At 45.4% G+C, this 24,976-nt stretch carries 18 protein-coding genes, 3 tRNA genes and 3 rRNA genes; all 24 read left to right on the top strand.

Annotation, left to right across the window (positions count from 1 at the left end; genetic code table 11):
• The 24 genes from INP51_RS13860 (at position 1) to INP51_RS13750 (ending at position 24,960) form a co-directional block, all read left to right on the top strand.
• Entirely contained in the window at positions 1 to 3,744 is a 3,744-nt protein-coding gene (locus INP51_RS13860; RefSeq protein ID WP_193735388.1) for a hypothetical protein, read from the top strand.
• A 21-nt stretch (positions 3,745 to 3,765) separates the two neighbouring features.
• Complete coding sequence (locus INP51_RS13855; protein ID WP_193735387.1) at positions 3,766 to 3,960, top strand: hypothetical protein; 195 nt, start codon at positions 3,766 to 3,768, stop codon at positions 3,958 to 3,960.
• A 43-nt stretch (positions 3,961 to 4,003) separates the two neighbouring features.
• Positions 4,004 to 4,312: a hypothetical protein gene (locus INP51_RS13850; RefSeq protein WP_193735386.1), complete on the top strand. Its 309-nt coding sequence runs from the start codon at positions 4,004 to 4,006 to the stop codon at positions 4,310 to 4,312.
• Positions 4,309 to 4,527 (top strand): holin, encoded by a 219-nt coding sequence (locus tag INP51_RS13845; protein WP_193735385.1) that lies wholly within the window; start codon positions 4,309 to 4,311, stop codon positions 4,525 to 4,527. Before INP51_RS13850 ends, INP51_RS13845 begins: the two co-directional genes overlap by 4 nt.
• Before the next feature lie 26 nt (positions 4,528 to 4,553).
• Positions 4,554 to 5,750: an N-acetylmuramoyl-L-alanine amidase gene (locus tag INP51_RS13840; protein WP_193735384.1), complete on the top strand. Its 1,197-nt coding sequence runs from the start codon at positions 4,554 to 4,556 to the stop codon at positions 5,748 to 5,750.
• Between the two features lie 121 nt (positions 5,751 to 5,871).
• Entirely contained in the window at positions 5,872 to 6,873 is a 1,002-nt protein-coding gene (locus tag INP51_RS13835) for a hypothetical protein (RefSeq protein WP_193735383.1), read from the top strand.
• 424 nt (positions 6,874 to 7,297) lie between these two features.
• Positions 7,298 to 7,966, top strand: a complete 669-nt coding sequence (locus INP51_RS13830) for a GTP pyrophosphokinase (protein ID WP_193735382.1) — start codon at positions 7,298 to 7,300, stop codon at positions 7,964 to 7,966.
• Positions 7,967 to 7,975: 9 nt separating this feature from the next.
• A complete protein-coding gene (locus tag INP51_RS13825) occupies positions 7,976 to 8,902 on the top strand; it encodes a ribonuclease Z (RefSeq protein WP_193735381.1) in 927 nt (308 codons plus the stop codon).
• Positions 8,895 to 9,920 carry a tRNA (adenosine(37)-N6)-threonylcarbamoyltransferase complex transferase subunit TsaD gene (gene tsaD / locus INP51_RS13820; RefSeq protein WP_193735380.1) on the top strand — a complete coding sequence of 342 codons (1,026 nt, stop codon included), beginning with the start codon at positions 8,895 to 8,897 and terminating at the stop codon, positions 9,918 to 9,920. Before INP51_RS13825 ends, tsaD begins: the two co-directional genes overlap by 8 nt.
• A 106-nt stretch (positions 9,921 to 10,026) precedes the next feature.
• A complete protein-coding gene (gene ispD, locus INP51_RS13815; RefSeq protein WP_193735379.1) occupies positions 10,027 to 10,734 on the top strand; it encodes a 2-C-methyl-D-erythritol 4-phosphate cytidylyltransferase in 708 nt (235 codons plus the stop codon).
• 112 nt (positions 10,735 to 10,846) lie between these two features.
• Positions 10,847 to 10,932: transfer RNA gene (locus INP51_RS13810), tRNA-Ser, on the top strand.
• Positions 10,933 to 11,023: 91 nt separating this feature from the next.
• Positions 11,024 to 11,113: transfer RNA gene (locus INP51_RS13805), tRNA-Ser, on the top strand.
• A 379-nt stretch (positions 11,114 to 11,492) separates the two neighbouring features.
• Positions 11,493 to 13,027 (top strand): 16S ribosomal RNA (locus tag INP51_RS13800).
• Between the two features lie 111 nt (positions 13,028 to 13,138).
• Positions 13,139 to 13,256 (top strand): 5S ribosomal RNA (gene rrf / locus INP51_RS13795).
• A 447-nt stretch (positions 13,257 to 13,703) separates the two neighbouring features.
• A 23S ribosomal RNA gene (locus INP51_RS13790) occupies positions 13,704 to 16,751 on the top strand.
• The 16S, 23S and 5S rRNA genes sit together here with 3 tRNA genes alongside, the layout of an rRNA operon.
• A 116-nt stretch (positions 16,752 to 16,867) precedes the next feature.
• Positions 16,868 to 16,939: transfer RNA gene (locus INP51_RS13785), tRNA-Asn, on the top strand.
• Between the two features lie 323 nt (positions 16,940 to 17,262).
• Positions 17,263 to 19,029, top strand: coding sequence for an aspartate--tRNA ligase (gene aspS, locus INP51_RS13780; RefSeq protein ID WP_193735378.1), 1,767 nt, complete (start codon positions 17,263 to 17,265; stop codon positions 19,027 to 19,029).
• Between the two features lie 188 nt (positions 19,030 to 19,217).
• On the top strand, positions 19,218 to 20,237 hold the full coding sequence (locus INP51_RS13775; protein WP_193735377.1) for a sulfate ABC transporter substrate-binding protein: 1,020 nt from the start codon (positions 19,218 to 19,220) through the stop codon (positions 20,235 to 20,237).
• Positions 20,218 to 21,051: a sulfate ABC transporter permease subunit CysT gene (gene cysT, locus INP51_RS13770; protein ID WP_193735376.1), complete on the top strand. Its 834-nt coding sequence runs from the start codon at positions 20,218 to 20,220 to the stop codon at positions 21,049 to 21,051. The genes INP51_RS13775 and cysT overlap by 20 nt, the downstream gene beginning before the upstream one ends.
• A 1-nt stretch (position 21,052) precedes the next feature.
• Positions 21,053 to 21,214 carry a hypothetical protein gene (locus tag INP51_RS16615; protein WP_331463458.1) on the top strand — a complete coding sequence of 54 codons (162 nt, stop codon included), beginning with the start codon at positions 21,053 to 21,055 and terminating at the stop codon, positions 21,212 to 21,214.
• A 47-nt stretch (positions 21,215 to 21,261) separates the two neighbouring features.
• Positions 21,262 to 21,867 carry a sulfate ABC transporter permease gene (locus INP51_RS13765; RefSeq protein WP_334298159.1) on the top strand — a complete coding sequence of 202 codons (606 nt, stop codon included), beginning with the start codon at positions 21,262 to 21,264 and terminating at the stop codon, positions 21,865 to 21,867.
• 2 nt (positions 21,868 to 21,869) lie between these two features.
• Positions 21,870 to 22,928 (top strand): sulfate/molybdate ABC transporter ATP-binding protein, encoded by a 1,059-nt coding sequence (locus INP51_RS13760; RefSeq protein WP_193735375.1) that lies wholly within the window; start codon positions 21,870 to 21,872, stop codon positions 22,926 to 22,928.
• Positions 22,929 to 22,985: 57 nt separating this feature from the next.
• Entirely contained in the window at positions 22,986 to 24,662 is a 1,677-nt protein-coding gene (locus tag INP51_RS13755; RefSeq protein WP_193735374.1) for an adenylyl-sulfate reductase subunit alpha, read from the top strand.
• Positions 24,646 to 24,960 (top strand): 4Fe-4S binding protein, encoded by a 315-nt coding sequence (locus tag INP51_RS13750; RefSeq protein WP_193735373.1) that lies wholly within the window; start codon positions 24,646 to 24,648, stop codon positions 24,958 to 24,960. The genes INP51_RS13755 and INP51_RS13750 overlap by 17 nt, the downstream gene beginning before the upstream one ends.
• Positions 24,961 to 24,976 lie beyond the last annotated feature (16 nt).

Genomic DNA, 24,976 nt, shown 5'->3' with positions numbered 1-24,976 from the left:
ATGGAAAATGTAAGAATAGCGGTATTGAGTGCGGATGAGACAGCCTACACTTTTTTTGACAACTTGGCACCAGAAGCGATGCATTACCGGGAAGCCAGTCTACATACCTACCTGCAAGGGTCTGCATACACGATGAAAATTGAGACGGACACCTATTCGGATGATACACAATATCTGGTTGAGGGCAATAAGATAGCTTTTGTGTACAAAAACAGGGACTACATGTGCAATATTGTCAGTGTGGAGCGTACTGAAACCGACATCACAATAGATTGCCTTGGACTGCTTTTGGAACTGACCAACGAGACCAGGGAGGCCTATAAAAGCAATGGCGCTATGACTTTGGCGCAGTATCTCAATTACATTGATGGAGGGCATGTACTAACGCTGGGAATTAATGAGGTTTCAAACAAAAGCATAGCCAATGAGTGGACAGGCAGTCAGACCGTACTTGCCAGACTGTACAGTATTGCAACTTTGTTCGACGCGGAACTGGAATTTATGACGGAGTTAAACGACAACTACAGTCTTAAGCAGATTACACTTAATGTATATCGGGCGCACTCCGACAAGTATCAGGGTATGGGCACCAATCGTACAGACCAGATATTACGATTCGGAACCTCGATAGACGTTATACGTAAGACATCAGATATCACGAGCCTATATACAGGTATCCGGATTATTGGCAAGGAGGGCGCAAACATTGTTGGAATCGAAAGAAAAGAATATGACAGCGAAGGCAGACTGGAATACTACACGAATGCAAATGATGATATTATATGGGCACCTCTGGCGAGAGACCGATTTCCGTCAAACGTCAATAAGAGTAATGACCGATACATTACAATGGACTGGACCTACGACAGTGAAGACAAAAATGTCTTGTACGGTCAGGGGCTTGCGCAGTTAAAAAAGAATTGTGTCCCGCAAGTGACGTATGAGATAACCGGCTACTACGATGCAAACATTGGTGACACTTTTACCATCGTGGATGATGGGTATAACCCAATGTTAATTTTAGAAGCCCGGGTAACGGAACAGGAAGAATATTTTGTAGACCCGACTAAAAATCAAACTACGTATAGCAACGTAGCGGAACTAAAATCTGAAATCAATGCCGGTCTGCTGGCTGCCATGCAAAAACTAATTGCGGATAAAAAACTATATATTTGCAACATCAGCACCGACAATGGGACTATTTTTAAAAATGGTGTCGGAACCACAACTTTAACAGCCCAGGTCAAGGACGGAGCAGTTGACATAACAGACAAATATGTTATACAGTGGTATAAGGACGGCAACGCACTCACAGCTGCTAAGAGCGTCACAGTAAGGGCTGTAGACGTGCCAGACAAGGCGGTGTACAAGTTTACGGCATTTGATGATAAAGGCACTGCAATCGGGCAATACGAAGCCACAGTAACCAATGTAGATGATGGTGTGGAGGGAGATAAAGGCGACAAGGGAGACCAGGGAATCCAGGGACCACCAGGACTGGGCGGAAAGACAAGTTACACCCATATCGCATATGCAAACAGTGCAGACGGTAAGACAGACTTTAGTGTGGACAACAGCAACCGCAAGTATGTCGGCATGTATGTGGATTTTACACAGGCAGACTCTACAGACCCAACGAAATACTCATGGAGCCTTATCAAAGGCGCAGACGGGAGCAACGGGACACCAGGTAAAGCTGGTGCAGATGGCAAGACACCATACTTTCATGTTGCCTATGCTAACTCCACAGATGGAAAGACAGGGTTTAGTACAACTGATTCCACCGATAAACTCTATATTGGACAGTACACAGATTACACACAGGTAGACAGTACAGACCCCACGAAATATAGTTGGACTAAAATCAAAGGAGAAGATGGAAAGTCCTCCTATACCCACATCCGCTACACAATGGACGCACAGGGCACAGGCATGACGGATAAGCCTAGCTTGTGGGAGTCGAGTGGGAGAAATCTGCTTTTAAACAGCAAAGGGGACGATAGAACAGGATGGGTGATGCCAGCCGCATCCGTGGAGGATAACGAGAAGGGGAAAATTGTACAAGTATCAACAAGTGGAACAAGAGAAGTGTTTATTGGATCATGCAGAACAAAACGCATTGAACAGTCTACTAATTATACATTTTCGTGTGATGTTTATATAAATGAGAACGTGAAAAACATAGATTTCTTTTGGTTATCTGATACAGAAGCTGACCCCAAATCAGGGGGTGAATATGTAAATATAAGGATTCCCCTAAGCGGTTATGTGCCGGAACGCAACAAATGGGTAAGAATATCGATGGCATTTACCACTTGGGCAAATGACTATACAGGCTATATAAGAATTGATAATAATGGTTCCGTAGAGAGCGGGAAAGTAGCGGTTTTAAAAACTGCTAATCTCAAGCTTGAAAAAGGATTAACTCCCACTCCCTGGACACCTGCCCCCGAAGACTATCCCGAAGACTACGTACAGCCTTACATCGGGATTGCTACGACAGACAGCCCAGTGGCTCCGACAGATGCGAGTGCGTATACGTGGAGCAAGTATGTAGGCAAGGACGGTCAAGATGGTCTGGACGGGTTACAAGGACCCAAAGGCGAAAAAGGAGATACCGGAAATCCCGGTAAAGATGGCACACCGGGAGAAAATGCTATAACTGGAGAATTATCTTTAAGCCCGATCATACTGCCGGCAAACGCATCCGGAGCGGTAACAAGCTATGCTGGAGCAACAGGCATGTTTAAACTATTTGACGGCACCGAAGAGGTAACAAGTGGTGTCGCATATAACCTTGTATCTGCAACAGGTGTGACGGCATCCATCAACAGCAGTACCGGAGCCTATACGGTATCCAGTATGCCGAACAGAACTGATTACGGAACCGCCATGTTTAAGGCGGTATATCAAGGCGTTACTGTCCAAAAAATCCTTGCAGTTATCAAATCTAAGCAAGGAGTGAAAGGCGATACCGGAAGCGCAGGGGAAAAAGGTGATACTGGGGATAGCGGAATTATCATATCCGACACTGCACCGACCAACCCCTATGTTGGACAGCTCTGGCAGACAGCCTCCGGTGCCCCTATAAAGCGCTGGGATGGTAGTAAATGGATAATTTGGTTCTTGGATGTTAGTAATTTGAATGTCCAGAATTTGAGTGCGATTTCATCTACCCTTGGCTCTGTAATTAATCCATATGATACAACCTATGAAGGCGAGCATCTTAAAGGTCAGGTTACGATTTCCAACGCACTCGTTAGAAACGACTTTACAAATGTAGCGTCCGGGCAGAAAGGCTATTGGATACTATCTCCATTGTACTATAGCATGTATCTGGAAGATAGTAAGGGGAAACAGGTTGCCGGTATCGAGTTGTCCGCGGGCTCATTTATGATGTACACTAACAGATACAATAAATGGCTTAATCTGTCGGATGAAATGTTATACGACACCGGATGGGTTGAATTTCCGAAGCTGAAAGGAACCGATGGTAAGATATATGCAAGACGGTATATGGGGCGTAGAATGTTGCGATTTAACTATTTTGTGCTCAATGGTACAGGTGATATAGCAAAACTTACAGGAGACTTTTTACCACAAAATGATGGTATGTATACAATTTCTCCGTGGACAGCCACCGGCAGCATCGAAAAAATACAGCTAACGAGTGCGGGGGTAGTAGCCAAGGTTACCAATGTTACGCCCGGGAATCCAATAACTGGATTCTTGGAATATTTTTAAGGGAAGGGGAGATGGAAAAGTATGTTAAAAATACAGGATATCATGTTTGAGTATGATGACGATGGAGAACTTAAGGACTATCGTATAAGTTTTGACATGAGCAATAACAATGATGATTATGTAAACGGGCGTGTTGTGCTAGATGCGTCGGATTTAGACGCCCAAACAATTGTAGATACAGTCCAGAGTAAACTTAAAGCATTAGTCCAGTCCTAACCGGCTGGGCTATTTTACTGCAAAGAAAGAGAGATATGAAAATGTGAAAGATATTATATCACAGTCTTATTTTATTGCCCTACCTATTTTATTAGGGTATATTGTATGGCTGTTAAAGCAACAAAAACGAGACAGAGACGCAAACTCTACGGGTACCATGCTCCTCTTAAGGGTGCAGTTAATTGAGTACCATGATAAGTATACGAGCCTTGGATACATCCCCTCCTACGTCTACCAAAACTATTGCGAAATGTACGAGGCTTATCATACGCTGGGGGGTAATGGTATGGCGACACGAATGTGGCAGGAGATACAGACGCTGCCAGTCAGAAAGGAAGGCTACCAACAATGAAGAACAGGGATATAAAGGAATGGTTACAAAAAGCAGGAGTAAGGGCGGTTAAGACGATGGCACAGGCGGCAATCGCCAGCATCGGGGCGGCTGCAGCACTGGGAGAAGTAGATTGGCGTTATGTAGCGTCCGCATCTCTACTGGCCGGAGTATTATCCCTATTGACCAGTACGGCAGGCATCCCGGAGGTGCCAGAAATCACAGAGGGCGAATAAGCCCTCTATTTTAATGGAGGTAGACCATGAAAATAAATAAACTGTTAACCAAAATCAATCTTACGTCAGCAAATAACACAGGACGCATTAAGTACATCGTTATTCATTATGTAGGCGCTACAGGTGGCGCTAAGGCTAATTGCCAGTATTACGCAAGCCAGTATGTCGGTGCATCTGCTCACTATTACGCAGGATTTGGCGGCGAAATCTGGCAGTCCGTTGAGGATAAGGATATCGCATGGCATTGTGGAGCCAAGTCTTATAAGCATCCGGAGTGTCGCAATGCTAACAGCATCGGCATTGAACTGTGCGTCCGTAATAAGGGCAGCATGGCTGATACAAGCCGAGATTGGTATTTTGAGGATGCCACAGTTGCAAGCGCTATCCAATTGACACGGGAGCTTATGGCTAAGTATGGAGTGCCAGCAGATCATGTTATCCGACATTACGATGTAACTGGTAAGATATGCCCGAATCCATATGTATATAATCATACTAAGCATACATGGCAAGATTTTAAGGCACAGATCAGCGGACAGCAGTCCGCACCGACACCGCATCCAGCAGAGGCAAGCGCATGGAAGGCCACAGGTACCGCGACATGTGGTGGAAATAGTGTGCGTGTACGCAGGGAGCCCAACGGCGCGGTTGTAGGCAGCCTTAATTCGGGGCAGCGGTTTGAGGTTGATGGTCAGACCTCTGGTAGCTGGACACACGTCAATATTGCCGGTATCGGTGTTGGTTGGATGGCCACACAGTACGTTGTACCGGATAAGGCGCAGGCTGTACAGCCAGCACAAGCGGCGCAGTCAGTCCCTGCAACAAACAATCCAATTGTCAGAGACGGGCAGATACACTGCAATAACTTCTGCAATGCAGGACTAAAAGAGGATGGAATCCGGGGGGCTGCGACGGTCAGAGGCGGCGTTATGGTGCTCCAGCAGGCAGCTAACATGGATTACGCTGCCGGGCTTAAGGTAGACGGTATCCCGGGAGCCAAAACGGATGCAGCGCTGAGCGGTCATACTGTCCGGATCGGGGAGTCGCAGGAGATGGTAAGAGCCCTACAGATATTACTTATGCTACGTGGATATGATCCTAATGGTGTGGACGGCAGCTTCGGTGGCGGATGTGACGCAGCAGTGCGAAGGTACCAGGCAGACCATGGACTTACTGTAGACGGTATTGCGGACGTCAATACGTTCATGAGTTTGATCGCTTAAGTTAATAGCCCCTCGGGATAACCCAAGGGGGTCTATAACAGAAAATTTTGCCGTTGCAATTTCGAGTATAATAAGCTAAGATAATTGAAACATATATTAGTTTGTAAAGGAGTCGCTAAGGATGAAAGGAAAGGTAGCACTTGGAATTGTGGTAGGCATTTTGTTCTCAATAGTAGGCAATGGGTGCACAGGAGATACCCTCAAAGACGTTAGCACAAATATTGTATTTAATATAGATAAACTACATAACGGAGATGCTAAGTTTTTTAATGACAAAATAATAACCAGTGTTGGTGGCGAAATGAGTATTTACAATGAAGATGGAACCCTTTTTAAGAACGATTACGGAATTCAGTCAAATTGGGTTGATGTATGTACGGAAGATAATGTCGTTATCTATGGTAATTTTGAAAATGAGATAGGTATAGCACAGTTCAATAAACAGTATAATCTTATTCAAAACAATATTCTTTGGAAATCGGATAATTTGAGCATTGACCCTGCCATTATTAAAATAGGTGAGGAATATTATTTTACTGCAACAGAAATTATAGGGAACATAAATAATTCCGACGTGAATCAAGAGAATGGTCAATATACCGTAAAATTATATAAAACATCTGATTTAATAAATATAGAATACATATCTGATATTGTGTCCGAACAGTATAATATAGAAGATGTTGATTTAATAAGACTTGATAATGGACTTGGCTTGGTATACGAAAAAGAGATAGTTGATAAGGGGGGTTCTTCCATAGTAATAGCACGTTCAGAAAGTGACGATTACAAAGACTGGGAAACAGGAAGGGTACTTGAAAATCCTGACTGTGACCATGAGCCGGCAAGCTTCTTTTGGAATGGGGACGAAACGTATTCATTGTACTACAGCTGCGATAAAGAGAATTTAGGCGAGTCCTACATGGGAGGTAATATTTACGAAAGTAAGTTTGATAAGAATTTCAAAAAGCTAAGTGTTCAGAAGATTAATACTGAAACCAATACTGGAATCCTATTATACGATGTACAAGATGAAGACAAAAAAATAAGTTTTTTATTTGCAAAAAATTATTTAACGGATTGTGATTTAGTGAAAGAAACATCACATAAACAGAAAAAATAATCAGCTTATAAAACATTCCTGAGGCAGTTGCATTTTACGGGGTATTTCAATTCAGGATACCTGTATGGGTGTTGATGATCTGACTAACATTTGACTAACAAAGTTATAAAAAGATAGATTAAGCTACGGAAATTAGAAAAAGTAAAATGCCTGAAAATGGCTTAAAATCAACGTTTTTGAAAAATACGAAAAGTTACAAAGAGCAAAATTTAAAGTTCGGGACGCAGAGGTCGTGGGTTCGAATCCCGTCGCTTCGATTTTGTAAATTTTATAATGACAAAAAAAGGATGCTCTCTTAAAACCGGGCATTCTTTTTTATAATGCATTATAAAAAGACTTGCATTGCCAGGCCGGATAAGATAAAGTAAAAACTGCAGAGAAATATATATGCAGATCGTGAACCCGAGAGAGGAAGAGCTAATACATGAGTTCAGAAGAAACGATTAATGAAGTGCTGAAGGCAGAGAACCCTGAAAAAATCATGGAGAAGATGGAACCATTTCGTAAGATGATGTTACAATATCACTGTGCATCTATGGAAGTGGAGACAAAGATCCGGGTCTTAAATGAAGAATTTAAAAATAACTTCCAGAGAAATCCAATAGAGACAATTAAGAGCCGTATAAAGACGCCTTTTGCAATTGTAGAAAAGATGAAACGAAAAGGGTTGGAACTGACCTTGGAGAATATAGAGGAAAACCTTACAGATATAGCCGGAATCCGTGTGATCTGCTCTTTTCCGGAGGATATCTATAATGTGGCCCAAATGATTGAAAAGCAGGATGATATCCGCATTATTAAGAGAAAGGACTATATCCAAAATCCCAAACCAAATGGATATCGCAGTCTGCACTTGATTTTGGAAGTGCCCGTATTCTTTACAGAAGGGAAAAAGATGATGAAGGTAGAAGTTCAGTTTCGGACAATTGCAATGGATTTCTGGGCAAGCCTTGAACATAAACTTGCATATAAGAAAGATGTCGAGAATTATGACAGTATTTCCAGGGAACTAAAAAACTGTGCCGAAATTACAAGCAGTCTGGATTACAGAATGCAGGAAATACGTAATCAGATAGAACAGAAGATTGAGTAAGGAGTATTGATGTTAGATGTATGTTTATTGGGAACCGGAGGGATGATGCCCCTGCCAAACAGATGGCTGACCTCTCTGATGACCAGATATAATGGAAGTAATTTACTGATTGACTGCGGCGAGGGAACGCAGATAGCAATTAAAGAAAAAGGATGGACATTCAAACCGATTGATGTGATATGTTTTACCCACTACCATGCGGATCATATCAGTGGCCTGCCGGGACTTCTGCTGACGATGGGAAATGCCGAAAGGACGGAAACTCTGACACTGATTGGACCAAAGGGACTCAACAGAGTTGTGTCAGCACTTCGTGTCATTTGTCCGGAACTGCCATTTCCGATTCGATGTATCGAGATTGCAGAGCGTGAGCAAAAGTTCGAGATTGATGGATACCATATCACAGCTTATCGGGTGAACCACAGTGTTATATGTTACGGTTATACGATTGAGATTCCACGCAGCGGAAAGTTCGATGTAAAGAGGGCACAGGCTCAGAATATACCTGTGAAGTACTGGAATTGTCTTCAAAAGGGAGAGACGATAGAGAGTGACGGTCTGACTTACACACCCGATATGGTACTTGGTGACGTAAGAAAAGGGATCAAAGTAACTTACTGTACAGATACCAGACCAGTTCCCGTTATTTCGGAACATGCTGCCGGTTCAGATTTGTTTATCTGTGAGGGAATGTATGGAGAGCCAGATAAAGATGTCAAGGCGAAAGAATATAAGCACATGACTTTCAGGGAGGCTGCAAGCCTTGCAAAAGAAGCCGACGTCCGTCAGATGTGGCTGACTCACTATAGCCCCTCACTTGCCCATCCAGATCAATATCTGGACAGCGCACGTGAAATCTTTCCGGAGACATATACAGCAAAAGATGGCAGATCCGTGGAGTTGTTATTTGAAGAGGGCAAAATTGAAAATGAGTGAAAAAGATATCTTGATACTGGGAATAGAGAGTTCTTGTGACGAAACGGCAGCTTCTGTCGTGAAAAATGGAAGAATCATATTGTCGAATGTGATTTCATCTCAGATAGAACTGCATACGTTATATGGGGGCGTTGTACCGGAGATTGCTTCCAGAAAGCATATTGAAAGGATTAATCAGGTCATAAAACAGGCACTTTCCGATGCAAATGTCACGTTGGATGATATTGATGCGATCGGCGTAACTTACGGACCGGGACTTGTCGGAGCATTGCTGGTCGGGGTGTCTGAGGCTAAGGCGATTGCCTATGCAAAACATCTGCCGTTGATCGGTGTGCATCATATAGAAGGGCATGTCAGCGCCAATTATATTGAATATCCCGAACTAGAGCCACCTTTTATGTGTGAAATCATATCTGGAGGGCATACCCATCTGGTGATTGTCAAAGACTATGGTGAATTTGAAATCCTTGGAAGAACACGAGACGATGCAGCAGGAGAAGCATTCGACAAAGTGGCCAGAGCGATAGGACTAGGATATCCCGGCGGTCCGAAGATAGATAAGCTGTCAGAGGAGGGAAATCCGGATGCAATTGCATTTCCACGGGCAAAGGTAGAGGGGGCTCCTTATGATTTCAGTTTTAGTGGTTTGAAATCGGCAGTCTTGAATTACCTGAATCAGTGTAAGATGAAAGATGAGCCGGTAAACAGAGCGGATGTCGCAGCTTCTTTTCAGAAAGCAGTGACAGATGTGCTGGTGGACACTGCAATCCGCGGTGCGAGAGACTTTCATGTTGATAAGCTCGCTATTGCAGGGGGAGTAGCCTCGAACCGACATCTGAGAGCGGCCATGAAAGAGGCATGTCAGCGTGAAACTATTACGTTTTATCATCCGTCACCAATATTTTGTACCGACAATGCGGCTATGATTGGAGTTGCAGCATATTATGAATATCAAAAAGGGACGAGAAGCGATCTTGATCTAAATGCCGTGCCGAACTTAAAACTCGGTGAGCGCTGAAAAGCTTTGGCGCACATGATAAAGGGAGGCAGCCATCATGAAAACAAAAGGCATGTTGGAACTGCGGTCGTCGAAGAGTATCTGAAAAGAGGGGTAGAGAATTTGCATGAAAAGGGATAAATGTACGGCGATACTTCTCGCTGCGGGAAAGGGGACCCGTATGGAAAGCAAAATCCCCAAACAGTTTATGAATATTCTGGACAAACCTGTGTTATACTATTCACTGGAATGTTTCCAGAATTGCGTTCTGATCAATGAGGTGATTTTGGTGACGGCGCAGGAAATGCTCCCTTACTGCGAAAAACATTTTTCAGCACAATGTGGTTTTACAAAGGTGACACATATCATAGCAGGTGGTTCCGAAAGATATGATTCTGTTTATGAAGGGCTCAAGCTTTGCAATGAACCGGATTATGTGTTTATTCATGATGGGGCTCGCCCATTCCTGACAGAGGAGATTCTTTTGCGAGGCTATGAAAAGGTGATAAGTACCGGAGCATGTGTGGCCGCTGTTCCATCGAAAGATACAATCAAACTGACAGACCGCAATGGTCTGGTGAGGGAAACGCCGAATCGTGATGAGGTCTGGATTGTACAGACGCCTCAGATATTTCGCTATGAGGTGATCCGCAGTGCTTATGACAGGCTGCAGACACAAGATAAGACTGGAATTACAGATGATGCAACCGTAGTGGAGAAGATGGATAATTATCCGGTCTTCACATATGAAGGGAATTACAAAAACATTAAGATCACAACAGCGGAAGATCTCGAAATAGCAGAGATTTTTGCCCAACAATTGGAAAAATGTTAAAAAACAGAAAAAAAGTTATTGACATTTTACACTGCTGATGATATGATATCCAATGCGCGATTCAGTGATTCTTATAGGAAAACATGTAGGTTCATGAGGGTGAATTGCATATGGAGAGGTATCGAAGCGGTCATAACGAGGCGGTCTTGAAAACCGTTTGTCCGAAAGGGCGCGTGGGTTCGAATCCCACCCTCTCCGTTTTCACGATATGGTTTTCAATGGTCAAGTGTAAGCGTTGGATATCATATAGTGGATACGAATTGAATGAATGTATATAATTCAGGCAAGTGGAGAAGTACCCAAGCTGGCTGAAGGGGCTCCCCTGGAAAGGGAGTAGGTCGTTAATAGCGGCGCGAGGGTTCAAATCCCTCCTTCTCCGTTGATTATCAGTGGGCAGAAATTAGATCCAAGATTATCATAAAAAAGTGTTGACAAAAGATACTAATATGTGATAAGATAATCAAGCTGTCGACGAAACAAGCTGCACAGCAAAACATCTCATATTGAGATAAAAAGAAAGAAAAAGTTCTTGACAAAGCAGATACAGCGTGATAAGATAATCAAGTTGCTGCAAAAACAGGAACGAACAGGAACCTTGATAATTAAACAGTAAAACACATCCTCGAAAGTCCATTTGAGAATTAACAATGAACGATCGAAAGATCCTTAAAAAACAGTAAAAGGGATAAATTAGCTAGTAGTTGATTTTGACCTGGAACGAACTTTGCATCAACTGAGAAATCAGCGGATGATCATATTGATCAGAGAGTTTGATCCTGGCTCAGGATGAACGCTGGCGGCGTGCTTAACACATGCAAGTCGAGCGAGAAATTCTTTCCAAAGTCTTCGGACAGAGGAAGGAATAGACAGCGGCGGACGGGTGAGTAACGCGTGGGGAACCTGCCTCGTACCGGGGGATAACAGTTGGAAACAGCTGCTAATACCGCATAAGCGCACAGCATCGCATGATGCCGTGTGAAAAACTCCGGTGGTATGAGATGGACCCGCGTTGGATTAGCTAGTTGGCAGGGCAAAGGCCTACCAAGGCAACGATCCATAGCCGGCCTGAGAGGGCGACCGGCCACATTGGGACTGAGACACGGCCCAGACTCCTACGGGAGGCAGCAGTGGGGAATCTTGCACAATGGGCGAAAGCCTGATGCAGCGACGCCGCGTGAGTGAAGAAGTATTTCGGTATGTAAAGCTCTATCAGCAGGGAAGAAAATGACGGTACCTGACTAAGAAGCCCCGGCTAACTACGTGCCAGCAGCCGCGGTAATACGTAGGGGGCAAGCGTTATCCGGATTTACTGGGTGTAAAGGGAGCGTAGACGGACCGGCAAGTCTGAAGTGAAATTCCAGGGCTCAACCCTGGGACTGCTTTGGAAACTGCAGATCTTGAGTACCGGAGGGGTAAGCGGAATTCCTAGTGTAGCGGTGAAATGCGTAGATATTAGGAAGAACACCAGTGGCGAAGGCGGCTTACTGGACGGTAACTGACGTTGAGGCTCGAAAGCGTGGGTAGCAAACAGGATTAGATACCCTGGTAGTCCACGCCGTAAACGATGAATGCTAGGTGTCGGGAAGCACAGCTTTTCGGTGCCGCCGCAAACGCATTAAGCATTCCACCTGGGGAGTACGTTCGCAAGAATAAAACTCAAAGGAATTGACGGGGACCCGCACAAGCGGTGGAGCATGTGGTTTAATTCGAAGCAACGCGAAGAACCTTACCAAATCTTGACATCCCTCTGACCGGTACGTAATGGTACCTTTCCTTCGGGACAGAGGAGACAGGTGGTGCATGGTTGTCGTCAGCTCGTGTCGTGAGATGTTGGGTTAAGTCCCGCAACGAGCGCAACCCTTATTGTCAGTAGCCAGCAGGTAGAGCTGGGCACTCTGATGAGACTGCCAGGGATAACCTGGAGGAAGGCGGGGATGACGTCAAATCATCATGCCCCTTATGATTTGGGCTACACACGTGCTACAATGGCGGAAACAGAGGGAAGCGAACGGGAGACCGGAAGCGAACCCCAAAAATAACGTCTCAGTTCGGATTGTAGTCTGCAACTCGACTACATGAAGCTGGAATCGCTAGTAATCGCGGATCAGAATGCCGCGGTGAATACGTTCCCGGGTCTTGTACACACCGCCCGTCACACCATGGGAGCCGGAAATGCCCGAAGCCTGTGACCGAACCTCTACGGAGGACGGAGCAGTCGAAGGTGGAGCTGGTAACTGGGGTGAAGTCGTAACAAGGTAGCCGTATCGGAAGGTGCGGCTGGATCACCTCCTTTCTAAGGAAACGGATGAGTAACCGGATGTGTTTTACTGTTTAGTTATCAAGTGTAAAAGTAACAGAAACGAAACTTTTACAGCTTGTCAGTCTCAAAACTGAATAACTAACTGCTGGCGGCGATGCGTTTAGGGGAAACACCCGTACCCATCCCGAACACGAAGGTTAAGCCTTAAGCGGCCGATGGTACTACACTGGTAACGGTGTGGGAGAGCAGGTGGCTGCCAGCACCTAATACAAAGTGTAGGTGAAGCACTTGATGAGAATAGAACAGGCACCCAAAGAAGTGTGCTAACCTTTATCAGCAGGGAAGTGCTGTTAGAGCTGGTTTTTACCAGTGATCAGAAGGTAAAACGAAAGAGGAGAGAGCCTTGCAAGGTTTTTCGTTTCTTTGTTTTGTTTCCTGATGACTGATAAAGATTCAGTCAGATACGTACCTTGAAAACCGCATACAGATTATATCTATATCCAAGCGTGAAAAACGCAAGATAGAGAAAAGACATCCGAGGCATTGTGTATGAGAATACATGATGTTATCGAAACCAGATAGATTCGAAAGAATCGATGCTTTTAAAGAAAGTCGAAGTCCATGGAAGATGAGAGTCAGACATGGATTCCAATACAGAATCAGTAAACACAAAACCGAACCGCACGCTAGCGGGGAGGTGGACCAACAAAGGTCAAGCATTAAGAGCGCAGGGTGGATGCCTTGGCACTGAGAGCCTAAGAAGGACGCGGCAAGCTGCGAAAAGCTTCGGGGAGGCGCACACAGCCTGAGATCCGGAGATATCCGAATGGGGAAACCCGCATGAGCAGACCTCATGCATTCCTACGCCAATTCATAACGTAGGGAAGGGAACCGGGGGAACTGAAACATCTAAGTACCCCGAGGAGAAGAAAGAAAACTCGATTTTCCAAGTAGCGGCGAGCGAACGGGAAAGAGCCCAAACCATGGTGCGTGCACCATGGGGTTTTGGACTGCAGGAGGTACTTTCTAACTTAGCCGAATGGTTTTGGGAAAGCCATCCAAAGAGGGTGAAAGACCCGTAGGCGAAAAGAAGGAAAGACCGGCAGGATCCAGAGTACCACGAGACACGAGAAACCTTGTGGGAAGACGGGGGGACCACCCCCCAAGGCTAAATACTCCTCAGTGACCGATAGCGCATAGTACTGTGAAGGAAAGGTGAAAAGGACCCCGGGAGGGGAGTGAAAGAGAACCTGAAACCCTGTGTTTACAAGCTGTGGAAGATGTGCCTGTGGGTTCACCTATCTTCATGAGCTCTGCAGCCGTTACGACAGCGATTACATCGTCAACTTACTCGACGTAGACAACTACGTCTGCGTGAGTTTCCTTGTACTCGAAGCCGTAGCGACCGCATTGCAGCATGAGAATAGGTGAGTCCACAGCCATCAACCGCGTACTTTTTGTAGAACGGTCCGGCGAGTTGCGGGTGCCGGCAAGGTTAAGCACTGTCAGGTGTGGAGCCGAAGGGAAACCAAGTCTTAAGAGGGCGAAAGTCGGAACACGCAGACCCGAAACCGGGTGATCTACCCATGTCCAGGTTGAAGCTGCCGTAAAAGGCCGTGGAGGACCGAACGCACATCCGTTGAAAAGGGTGGCGATGAGGTGTGGGTAGGGGAGAAATTCCAATCGAACCCGGAGATAGCTGGTTCTCCTCGAAATAGCTTTAGGGCTAGCCTCAGACAAGATACACGGAGGTAGAGCACTGAATTCCCAAGGGGGCGTCAAAGCTTACCAAAGGATATCAAACTGCGAATGCCGTGATACCGATGTCTGGGAGTCAGACCATACGAGATAAGTTGGATGGTCAAAAGGGAAACAGCCCAGATCTGCAGCTAAGGTCCCAAAGTGCGTGTTAAGTGGAAAAGGATGTGGGATTTCAAAGACAACCAGGATGTTGGCTCAGAAGCAGCCATACATTAAAAGAGTGCGTAACAGCTCACTGGTCGAGAGGTTCTGCGCCGAAAATGTCCGGGGCTAAAACACGACACCGAAGCTCAGGAATGATTGTAAGATCATTGGTAGAGGAGCATTGTCAGAACGAAGAAGCGGTACCGGAAGGGGCCGTGGAGATCTGAGAAGAGAGAATGCCGGAATGAGTAGCGAGAGAGAGGTGAGAATCCTCTCGGCCGAATATCCAAGGTTTCCAGAGTAAAGCTGATCTTCTCTGGGTAAGTCGGGACCTAAGGCGAGGGCGAAAGCCGTAGTCGATGGAAAGCAGGTGGAGATTCCTGCACTGCAGTAAAACAGAACTGTGGGGACATGTGTGGAGAGCACGGGCGCGGAATGGAAAGCCGCGTGCAAGCGAAGGAGGAGTGCTGCAGGTAAAACCGCAGTACAATCCAAAGACGTGAAGCGGACCGAAGTAAAGTAGGGAAGCGTGTGAGCCATGGATCAAGAAAAGCCGCTATTGTTTTTATTGTACCCGTACCGTAAACCGACACAGGTAGATGAGGAGAGAATCCTAAGGCCGACGGAAGAAGCATTGTTAAGGAACTCGGCAAAATGGCCCCGTAACTTCGGGAGAAGGGGTGCCTGGCGAAAGTCAGGCCGCAGAGAAAAGGCTCAAGCAACTGTTTAGCAAAAACACAGGTCTATGCGAAACCGAAAGGTGAAGTATATGGGCTGACGCCTGCCCGGTGCTGGAAGGTTAAGAGGAGAGGTCAGAGCTACGGCTCAAAGCTTTGAATTTAAGCCCCAGTAAACGGCGGCCGTAACTATAACGGTCCTAAGGTAGCGAAATTCCTTGTCGGGTAAGTTCCGACCCGCACGAAAGGCGTAATGATTTGAGCGCTGTCTCAACAATGCATCCGGTGAAATTGAAGTACCAGTGAAGATGCTGGTTACCCGCGCCAGGACGGAAAGACCCCATGGAGCTTTACTCCAGTTTGGTACTGGGACCCGGTACTGCATGTACAGGATAGGCGGGAGGCTAAGAAGAAGGTACGCAAGTATCTTTGGAGCCGCTGTTGGGATACCGCCCTTGCAGTAGTGGATTTCTAACCAGAGTCCGTGAACCGGACATGGGACAATGCCAGACGGGGAGTTTGACTGGGGCGGTCGCCTCCGAAAGAGTATCGGAGGCGCTCAAAGGTTCCCTCAGGATGGTTGGAAACCATTCAAAGAGTGCAAAGGCAGAAGGGAGCTTAACTGCGACACCGACGGGTGGAGCAGATACGAAAGTAGGACTTAGTGATCCGGTGGTATGAAAGTGGGATTGCCATCGCTCAACGGATAAAAGCTACCCTGGGGATAACAGGCTTATCACTCCCAAGAGTTCACATCGACGGAGTGGTTTGGCACCTCGATGTCGGCTCATCGCATCCTGGGGCTGTAGTAGGTCCCAAGGGTTGGGCTGTTCGCCCATTAAAGCGGTACGCGAGCTGGGTTCAGAACGTCGTGAGACAGTTCGGTCCCTATCCGGCGTGGGCGTAGGATATTTGAGAGGAGCTGTCCTTAGTACGAGAGGACCGGGATGGACCGGCCGCTGGTGTACCTGTTGAGCCGCCAGGCTCAGGGCAGGGTAGCCAAGCCGGGAAGAGAGAAACGCTGAAGGCATCTAAGCGTGAAGCTCACCTCAAGATGAGATATCCCATTCGAAAGAAGTAAGACCCCTTGAAGACGACGAGGTAGATAGGGCAGAGGTGGAAGTACAGCAATGTATGGAGCTGACTGTTACTAATCGGTCGAGGGCTTGACCTCGACACTTGATGAAGTTTATCATCAAGTGAAGGTCCGGTGTTTACAAAAAGATGGAATGATGTTATAATTTGTATGCGGTTTTGAAGATACGTATGTAAAGTATCCAAAACAGAATAATCCTCGATAGCTCAGCGGTAGAGCCCTCGGCTGTTAACCGAGTTGTCGTAGGTTCGAACCCTACTCGGGGAGTTAGAGATGAGATCCTGTCATACTGACAGGGTCTTTTTTTGTATTTAAAGGTTATTATGTCGGTGCTATATTGAGTTGACTTTATGTTTCTGGTATAATAGAAAGATGATGGGGTCAAAAGTAATTTGACCCCATATGATACACGGATTACTCCGCACTTTGTGCTTACGTAATCCTACAAACATTCGAAATACACCCTAATCGGGCTGCTTTCTCATGTTTGTTCGGGTCTCAAGGTCATGCTTTTTCATGCAAGCATGAAACGCAGGACCTTTTGACCCTGATATCATAGAAATTATTAATTGATTATAAGGAGAACTTAGATGACACAGTCTAGAACACATACGTGTAATGAACTCCGAAGCAGCAATATCGGAGAAAAGGTCACTTTAGTTGGATGGTATGAAAATCTGCGTAAAGTTTCTAAGAATCTCGGGTTTTTAATACTCAGAGATTTCTATGGAACGACTCAGATTGTAATTGATACAGAGGATATGATGAGCATAATAGATAGTATCAATAATGAATCTACCATTCGTGTGGATGGTATAGTAAGAGAGCGTTCCAGTAAGAACGAAAATCTTTCGACAGGAGATATTGAGGTAGTTCCGGGGAAGATCACTTTGCTGGGTGAATGCAGACACCAGGCACTGCCATTCGAGATTAATCGATCTACAGAGGCTGACGAAAATTTACGTCTGAAATATCGCTATCTGGATCTTCGTAATCCAAAAATAAAGGACAAGATCGTTCTGAGAAGTAAGATCATTGCAGAACTCAGACAGAGAATGACAGAACTTGGATTTTTAGAGATTACGACACCAATTTTGACCTGTTCCTCACCGGAAGGTGCAAGGGATTATCTTGTTCCATCCAGACTTCATGAGGGCAAATTCTATGCATTGCCACAGGCTCCTCAGCAGTTTAAACAAATTCTGATGGCGTCCGGTTTTGATCGCTATTTTCAGATTGCTCCATGCTTTCGCGATGAGGATGCCAGGGCAGATCGCTCACCGGGAGAATTCTATCAGCTGGACATGGAGATGGCATTTGCTGACCAGGAAGATGTCTTTGCAGTGAATGAGGAAGTACTTCCACCTGTATTTGAAAAATATGGAGTCTATAAAAATAGTTCAAAAACACCATTTCGGCGAATTCCATATCTGGAGTCACTGGAGAGATATGGAACGGACAAGCCTGATCTTCGAATTGATCTTGAGATTCAGGATGCATCTGAGCTTTTGTCCGATTGTGGTTTCCAACCGTTTGAAGGAAATATTATAAAGGCCATCGTGATGGACCAGTTTCAGGCAAGCCGCAAGGTAATCGATAAAATTTGCAGTGACGTGGAAGTTACAAGTGGAAGTAAGGCATATTGGTTCAAATACACCGAAGATAAAGCATTCTCCGGTGGAATCAGCAAGTTCCTTAAGGACAAACAGTCGGAGATTGTTGAAAAACTTAATCTTCAGCCTGGTGATTTTATTGGTCTGACGGCGGGAAAAAAATCAGAGGCTCAAAAGTCGGCAGGTGTTCTGCGCAACCTTTTGGGTGCAAATTGCGATGCTCACATGAAGAAAGACTGTTATGAATTCTGCTGGATTGTTGATTTTCCTATGTATGAGATCGGAGAAGAATCTGGAGAGCTGGAATTCTGCCATAACCCATTTTCTATGCCACAGGGAGGGATAGATGCTTTAAATAATCAGGAAACTCTTGAGATATTGGCATATCAGTACGATTTGGTCTGCAACGGAATTGAGTTGTCTTCCGGCGCTGTGAGAAATCATGATCCTAAGATTATGATCAAGGCATTTAACATGATCGGACTAGGCGAGGAGGATGTGATGGCAAAATTCCCGGCTATGTACAATGCGTTCTGCTTTGGAGCACCGCCGCATGCGGGAATTGCGCCGGGGATCGATCGTATGATTATGCTGATTACAGGGGATGAGAGTATCCGCGAGATTATTCCATTTCCCATGAATAAAAACGCAATGGATCTTATGATGAATGCACCGGCTCCGGTTACAGAGAAACAGCTGGATGATGTTCATATTCAGATCAAAAAAGAAGAAAATCAGGAATAGTCGATAGAAAATCCCATATTTCCTATTGACATTATAGGGAATAAGAATTATAATTAATTCCAATTAAAAGTAAATATCGATGAACTGACTGGAAAACCAGAGGTTTGGATGCTGCATATGCGTCTGCCTCTGTTTTTTTGTTGATATACGGGCAGGGACGGCATCCCGGTAATAAAAAGGAGGATGGGATGAAAAGAATGAAGGGGTTGGCCGTATTGTGTGCATCTGCAGTGACAGTATCTGCTCTGGGCGGATGTGGAAAACAGGCAGATCAGAAGGGGAACCAATTAACTCTTACGAATGTATCTTATGATCCGACACGGGAGTTGTATGAGGCCTACAACCTAGCCTTTGCGAAGCATTGGAAAGATGAAACTGGTCAGGAAGTGGAGATTATACAGTCACATGGGGGCTCCGGTAAACAGGCACTTGAGGTGGCAAATGGTCTTCCTGCGGATGTTGTGACTCTGGCACTGGAGTATGATATTACCTCGATCCAAAAGACAGGTCTGATTGACGAAGGGTGGGCTGACGAATACAAGTATGACAGTGCGCCATATACATCAACCATTGTTTTTCTGGTCAGAAAAGGTAATCCGAAAGATATTCGGGACTGGGATGACCTGATCTCAGACGATGTGAAACTTATAACACCGAATCCAAAGACATCCGGCGGGGCCAGATGGAACTATCTGGCAGCATGGGCATTTGCAGAGAAAAAGTACGGTGAAGATAAATCGCAGATTAAGAAATATATAAAAAAGATCTACCAAAATGTTCTGGTTTTGGATTCCGGTGCACGGGGAGCAACGACATCATTTGTGGAGAACGGTCAGGGCGATGTTCTGATTGCCTGGGAGAATGAAGCTTATCTTTCGCTCCGAGATTCGGATGATTTTGAAATTGTAACACCATCTGTCAGTATTCTGGCACAGCCGTCTGTGGCAGTGGTAGATGAGGTTGTGGATGAGCGTGGTACGAGAAAGGCAGCCGAGGAGTATCTAAAATATCTCTACAGTGCTGAGGGACAGAAAATTGCAGCAGAGAATTATTACCGCCCTACAAATACTGATATTTTAAAAGAATATGCTGATGTGTTTCAGACAGACATCAACCTTGTGACGATCGAACATTTTGGAGGATGGGAGCGGGCTCAGAAGGAGCATTTTTCAGACGGAGGTGTCTTCGATGAAATCTATGAGAAATAAGGTGATTCCCGGTTTTGGGATGACGGCAGGGATTACACTTACGATGCTTGGGGTTATCGTTCTGATTCCAATGGCATCTCTTGTTATATACACGGCACAGATGGATTTTCATGATTTTATTCATACGATTACAAGGGAACGGGTTCTGGCGAGTTTCAAAGTGAGCTTTGAGACCGCATTTGCAGCATCTGTTATCAATACGGTTATGGGACTGATTCTCGCATGGGTTCTGGTGAAATATGAATTCCCTGGAAAGAAAGTAATGGATGGGATGATTGAACTTCCGTTTGCACTTCCAACCGCAGTTGCAGGTATATCCTTGACGGCACTTACCACAGATCAGGGATGGATCGGAAGAATCTTTACACGGTGGGGAATTCATATCGCTTATACCAAATTTGGAATTACAATAGCCCTGATCTTTATCGGGATCCCATTTGTCGTGCGGGCCGTGCAGCCGGTTCTGGAAAAGATGGATTCATCCTGTGAAGAGGCGGCACAGGTTTTAGGGGCAGGGAGAGCAGAGATCTTTCGAAAAGTAATATTTCCTGAGATAAGGCCGGCATTACTTACCGGGTTCGGTCTGGCTTTTGGCAGATGTCTGGGGGAATACGGGAGCGTGGTCTTTATAGCAGGCAACAAGCCATATGAGACAGAGATTGCCCCTCTGATGATCATGTCAGAACTTCAGGAGTACGATTATGCAAGTGCAACGGCAATTGCTCTCGTTATGCTGGCGGCATCCTTTCTCGTTCTATTCGCCATGAACCTGATTCAGTCAAAGAGCGGCCGGATTGTAAGAGGAGGAAGATAGATTGAATAAAAAAGAAACAGACGCTAATTTTACAAAGCTTTTTTTGATTGTCATATGTTTTGTTTTTATGGGATTATTTTTAGTATTACCGCTGATGGTTGTACTGGGGACTGCTTTTCGAGATGGAATTCACGCTTATAAAAATGCGGTAACGGATTATTAACCAGAAAGGCATTTCAGCTGACGCTTAAAGTAACGATTTTTGCAGTCATGTGTAATACAATATTCGGACTTGCGGCAGCGTGGATGACTACGAAGTTTCATTATAAGGGGAAACGGGTGCTTACAACGCTGATCGATCTTCCGGTAACGATATCTCCGGTTATTGCAGGACTGATTTTTTTGCTGACATTCGGAAGGCAGAGCCCGCTGTACCCTTATCTGAAAGAGATGAATCTAAATATCGTGTTTGCGGTGCCTGGGGTACTTCTGGCAACAATATTCGTGACACTTCCCTTTATATCAAGAGAAATTATTCCGGTGATGGAGGCACAGGGGTCAGGTGAGGAGGAGGCAGCTGCCCTTCTCGGTGCAGATGGTTTTACGATATTTTGGAAAGTCACATTTCCCCATATTAAGTGGGCACTGCTTTATGGGATAATCTTGTGTGCTGCAAGGGCAATGGGAGAATTCGGCGCCGTTTCGGTACTCTCGGGGCATCTTCGGGGAAAAACTAATACGCTGCCGCTCCACATCGAGATTCTGTTCAACGAGTTTGCATATGTCCCGGCTTTTGCAGTCTCCTCAATTCTCGTTTTTCTGGCCGTGATTCTTCTGATCGTCAAAAGTTATGTGGAAGTTAAAGGGGGGAAATAACGTTGTATGTAGAACTTATAGATATTAATAAATCATTTGGGACAGAAAAGGTCTCGGATCATGTCAGCTTTGGAATTGAAAAAGGAAAACTGGTGGGCCTTCTGGGACCAAGCGGAGGCGGAAAGACTACGATTCTCCGTATGATCGCTGGCTTGGAAGATCCGGATTCCGGAGAAATCCGGGTCGATGGAAAAGTGGTCAATCAGACCCCGGCAGGAGAGCGGGGAATCGGGTTTGTATTTCAAAATTATGCATTGTTTCGTTATATGACAGTGTATGAAAATATTGCATTTGGACTTAGAGTACAGAAGGAAAACAAAAGAAAAATTGATGAACGAGTAAAATATTTGATCCGACTGATTGGACTTGACGGCCTGGAAGACAGATATCCCGCTGCGTTATCCGGGGGCCAGCGCCAGAGGGTTGCATTTGCCAGGGCTCTCGCCCCGGGACCTCAGCTGCTGCTTCTCGACGAACCATTTGCTGCGATCGATGCGAAGGTGAGAAAAGAACTTCGAAGCTGGCTCAAGGAGATGATTCGAACACTTGGGATTACGAGTATCTTTGTGACTCATGATCAGGATGAGGCAATTGAGGTCGCAGATGAGATCATCATCATAAATCAAGGGCGCATCGAGCAGAAAGGCACACCTGTTGAGATCTATAAGAAACCGGCCACGGACTTTGCTGCCACATTTTTCGGGGATGGAGTTTGGGTGAGAGATTATAGCGAACTTAGGAGTTTCCCATGGGTGCAAGGCCTGACCGGAGCTCTCATACGGCCGGAATACGTCAGGATCAGCAAAAAAAGTGAAGATATCAAATATCAAAGTTCTGCATCAGAGGGAGTTGTAGAGGATGTGTCTTTTCGGGGAAACAGCTTTGAGATTCGTGTGAGAGTGGGAGACCTCCTGCTTCGGGCCGGCCGCGGACCGGATGAGGCGCCGCTTGACATCAAAGAGACTGTAGACGTGTTCATCTACCGGATTCTGGCGATTAAGGGGCGAGAGGTTTTTTTGCTTGAAAATGAGGTGATGAAAGATGATTCATTAATCATTTAATTGATATCTGGGTTAAAAAGATTAAGCGCTTCATGTTTGCATGAAAGGAGAGGCAGCATGCATTTTGAAAGAATTAAGACTGATATATTAATCATAGGCGGAGGAACGGCAGGCTGTTTTGCTGCCTTGACGATAGCTTCCGAAAGCGATGCGTGTATTTTCGTGGCAGAAAAGGCGAACATTCGAAGAAGTGGATGTCTTGCCGCGGGAGTAAATGCAATCAATGCCTATATTACGAAAGGCCAGACGCCGCAGGATTACGTGGAATATGCAAAAGAAGATGCCAAAGGCATCGTGCGAGAGGATCTTCTCCTTTCCATGGCGGAAAAACTCAATGAAGTTACAGAAAAGTTAGAAGATCTTGGTCTGGTGATCCAAAAGGATGAAGATGGAGGATATACCGCACGGGGAAAGCGAAATATCAAGATTAACGGGGAGAATATCAAACCGATTCTGGCTGACTCACTAAAAAACCTGCCAAAGGTAAAGGTAATGAATCATATTAATATCACGGATTATCTGGTGGAAGACAATCAGATCAAGGGAGCCTTCGGATTCCATGTGGAAGAGAAAGTATGGTATCTGATTCAGGCAAAGGCCGTGATCTGCACAACTGGAGGAGCTTCAGGATTATACAGACCCAATAATCCGGGATTTTCCAGACACAAGATGTGGTATTCTCCATTCAACACGGGGGCAGGCTATGCAATGGGAATTCGTTCCGGGGCGGAAATGACGACATTCGAGATGCGTTTTATTGCGCTTCGATGCAAGGATACGATAGCACCTACAGGTACAATCGCACAGGGAGTCGGTGCAGAGCAGGTGAACACCTATGGGGAAAATTATGAAAAAAAGTATGGACGTACTACTTCTGAGAGAGTGTATGGGACAGTTCGTGAGAATATAGAGGGCAGAGGGCCATGTTATTTGAAGACAAAGGCCATATCAAAAGAACAGGAGGAAGAGCTTTACAGGGCATATCTGAATATGGCTCCGTCGCAGACACTGCACTGGATGGAGAAGAGAAAGGGTCCCGGCGCTGAGGATGTAGAAATCGAAGGGACAGAACCCTATATTGTAGGAGGTCATACGGCTAGCGGATATTGGGTTGACTACAGCAGGCAGACTACCATACACGGGCTGTATGCGGCGGGAGATGTAGCAGGAGGTTGTCCGCAGAAATACGTTTCCGGTGCGCTTGCGGAGGGAGAAATTGCTGCAAAAGCGGCTCTTTCCTATATCCGGGACAGAGAACTTATGTCAGTTTCGGTATCTGAAATTAAAAGAAAAGAGCAGGAATATCTGTCATTTTTCCACAACGATCGCTGTATCTTTACCACCGACCAGGTGGAAGAGGCAATGCAAAAAGTGATGGATCAATATGCGGGCGGTATATCCTCTGATTATCAATTTAACCAGAATCAGCTGAGAATAGCTGAAGAAAAGATAAAATTGCTTTTTGATATCAGCAAAAAGTTGAATGCAAATGATATGGATGATCTGATGAAGATCTATGAGGTTCGAGAGCGGCTGGAGGTCTGTCAGACACTGATTGCCCACCTGAGGGCGAGAAAAGAGACAAGGTGGCATTGCTTCTGTGAAAATATGGATTATCCTAAGCAGAGCGATGCATGGAATCTATATGTGAACTCCAGAATGGAAAATGGAAAACTCCAAATCATTTATCGGGAACTTGTGGCAGGAGGTGAGAGGTATGAGCATTCTAATTGACAAAAGTATGTGTGTCGGATGCGGGAAATGTATGGACGTCTGTCCGGGAAATCTGATCAAGAGGAATTCGGAGGGAAAGGCTTATATCTGTCATCCAGGGGATTGCTGGGGTTGTGCCTCTTGCGTGAAGACATGTGGTATGGATGCAATCTGCCTGTATCTGGGACCGGATATGGGTGGACTGGGTGCGACACTCACTGTCGAAATAAAAGGACCTATAAGAGAATGGAAGGTCAAAGATGTTAAGGGTCAGGAGACAACGATCCGTGTAGATCAGAGAAAATCCAACCAGTATTAGTGCAGAAGCAAACTTG

Source organism: Blautia liquoris (assembly GCF_015159595.1).
GTDB classification, from domain to species: Bacteria; Bacillota; Clostridia; order Lachnospirales; family Lachnospiraceae; genus Novisyntrophococcus; species Novisyntrophococcus liquoris.
This window is presented reverse-complemented; position numbering and strand designations above follow the sequence as displayed.

Excerpts from the sequence above, each read along its gene's own strand:
- INP51_RS13860 (WP_193735388.1), top strand. The coding sequence starts at position 1 with ATGGAAAATGTAAGAATAGCGGTATTGAGTGCGGATGAGACAGCCTAC.
- INP51_RS13855 (WP_193735387.1), top strand. The coding sequence starts at position 3,766 with ATGTTAAAAATACAGGATATCATGTTTGAGTATGATGACGATGGAGAA.
- INP51_RS13845 (WP_193735385.1), top strand. The coding sequence starts at position 4,309 with ATGAAGAACAGGGATATAAAGGAATGGTTACAAAAAGCAGGAGTAAGG.
- INP51_RS13840 (WP_193735384.1), top strand. The coding sequence starts at position 4,554 with ATGAAAATAAATAAACTGTTAACCAAAATCAATCTTACGTCAGCAAAT.
- INP51_RS13835 (WP_193735383.1), top strand. The coding sequence starts at position 5,872 with ATGAAAGGAAAGGTAGCACTTGGAATTGTGGTAGGCATTTTGTTCTCA.
- INP51_RS13830 (WP_193735382.1), top strand. The coding sequence starts at position 7,298 with ATGAGTTCAGAAGAAACGATTAATGAAGTGCTGAAGGCAGAGAACCCT.
- INP51_RS13825 (WP_193735381.1), top strand. The coding sequence starts at position 7,976 with ATGTTAGATGTATGTTTATTGGGAACCGGAGGGATGATGCCCCTGCCA.
- tsaD (WP_193735380.1), top strand. The coding sequence starts at position 8,895 with ATGAGTGAAAAAGATATCTTGATACTGGGAATAGAGAGTTCTTGTGAC.
- ispD (WP_193735379.1), top strand. The coding sequence starts at position 10,027 with ATGAAAAGGGATAAATGTACGGCGATACTTCTCGCTGCGGGAAAGGGG.
- aspS (WP_193735378.1), top strand. The coding sequence starts at position 17,263 with ATGACACAGTCTAGAACACATACGTGTAATGAACTCCGAAGCAGCAAT.
- INP51_RS13775 (WP_193735377.1), top strand. The coding sequence starts at position 19,218 with ATGAAAAGAATGAAGGGGTTGGCCGTATTGTGTGCATCTGCAGTGACA.
- cysT (WP_193735376.1), top strand. The coding sequence starts at position 20,218 with ATGAAATCTATGAGAAATAAGGTGATTCCCGGTTTTGGGATGACGGCA.
- INP51_RS13765 (WP_334298159.1), top strand. The coding sequence starts at position 21,262 with ATGTGTAATACAATATTCGGACTTGCGGCAGCGTGGATGACTACGAAG.
- INP51_RS13755 (WP_193735374.1), top strand. The coding sequence starts at position 22,986 with ATGCATTTTGAAAGAATTAAGACTGATATATTAATCATAGGCGGAGGA.
- INP51_RS13750 (WP_193735373.1), top strand. The coding sequence starts at position 24,646 with ATGAGCATTCTAATTGACAAAAGTATGTGTGTCGGATGCGGGAAATGT.